The sequence below is a fragment of the Escherichia sp. AM3 genome (assembly GCF_032029835.1).
Classification (GTDB): domain Bacteria; phylum Pseudomonadota; class Gammaproteobacteria; order Enterobacterales; family Enterobacteriaceae; genus Escherichia; species Escherichia coli.
On sequence record NZ_JAVUPQ010000355.1, the window covers coordinates 1 to 1,086 of the forward strand.

Genomic DNA, 1,086 nt, shown 5'->3' on the forward strand with positions numbered 1-1,086 from the left:
TGATGAGGAGGAATTACAGCAGGAGGAGTAATGCTGAATCAGGAAACCGCAAAGGCAGCACGAACCGATTCAGGTTATATCCTTCGCGCACCGAGACGAATGCGGGTTGCTGATGCCGTTGCTCAGTATATGCGGGTGCCCATGGGGGCAGGGAACTCAGTCCCGTGGGATCCGCTGGTGGCACCGTATGTTATTGAGCCTATGAACTGCCTGGCCTCGCGTGAATACGACGCAGTGATATTTGTTGGCCCGGCACGAACCGGCAAGACTATCGGCCTGATTGACGGCTGGGTGATTTACAACGTGATTTGCGATCCTGCTGATATGCTGATTATTCAGATGACGGAGGAAAAAGCCCGCGAACACTCCAAAAAACGACTCGCCAGAACGTTTCGCGTCAGCCCGGAAGTGGTCAGTCGCCTGAGTCCGAACAAAAATGACAACAACGTTTATGACAGAACATTCCTTGCTGGTAACTACCTGAAAATCGGCTGGCCGTCAGTCAATATCATGTCCTCATCAGATTATAAATGCGTCGCGCTGACGGATTATGATCGTTTTCCGGAAGATATTGATGGCGAGGGGGATGCTTTCTCTCTTGCCTCAAAACGTACCACAACATTTATGTCCAGTGGTATGACGCTGGTGGAGAGTTCCCCCGGCAGGGATGTGAAGGATGTGAAATGGCGACGGACTTCACCGCATGAGGCTCCACCAACCACGGGGATACTGTCGCTCTATAACCGTGGCGATCGCCGTCGCTGGTACTGGCCCTGTCCACACTGTGGTGAGTATTTTCAGCCCTGCGGCGATGTGGTTGCTGGTTTCCGTGATATTGCCGATCCCGTTCTGGCAAGTGAGGCGGCTTATATTCAGTGTCCTTCCTGTTCAGGACGGATTATGCCTGAACAAAAACGTGAGCTGAACGGACGTGGGGTCTGGTTGCGGGATGGTGAATCCATCAATGCGGATGGCAGTCGTTATGGTGATCCCCGACGCTCACGTATTGCGTCATTCTGGATTGGGGGGGCGGCAGCGGCTTACCAGACACTCTCGCAACTAGGTTACAAACAGATTACTGCAGAA

The 1,086-nt window shown here is 52.9% G+C and carries 1 protein-coding gene; it reads left to right on the plus strand.

Annotation, left to right across the window (positions count from 1 at the left end; genetic code table 11):
* Window positions 1–30: 30 nt before the first annotated feature.
* The coding region (locus RTW80_RS25770) for a phage terminase large subunit family protein (RefSeq protein WP_312720900.1) at window positions 31–1,086 on the plus strand (1,056 nt) is incomplete at its 3' end.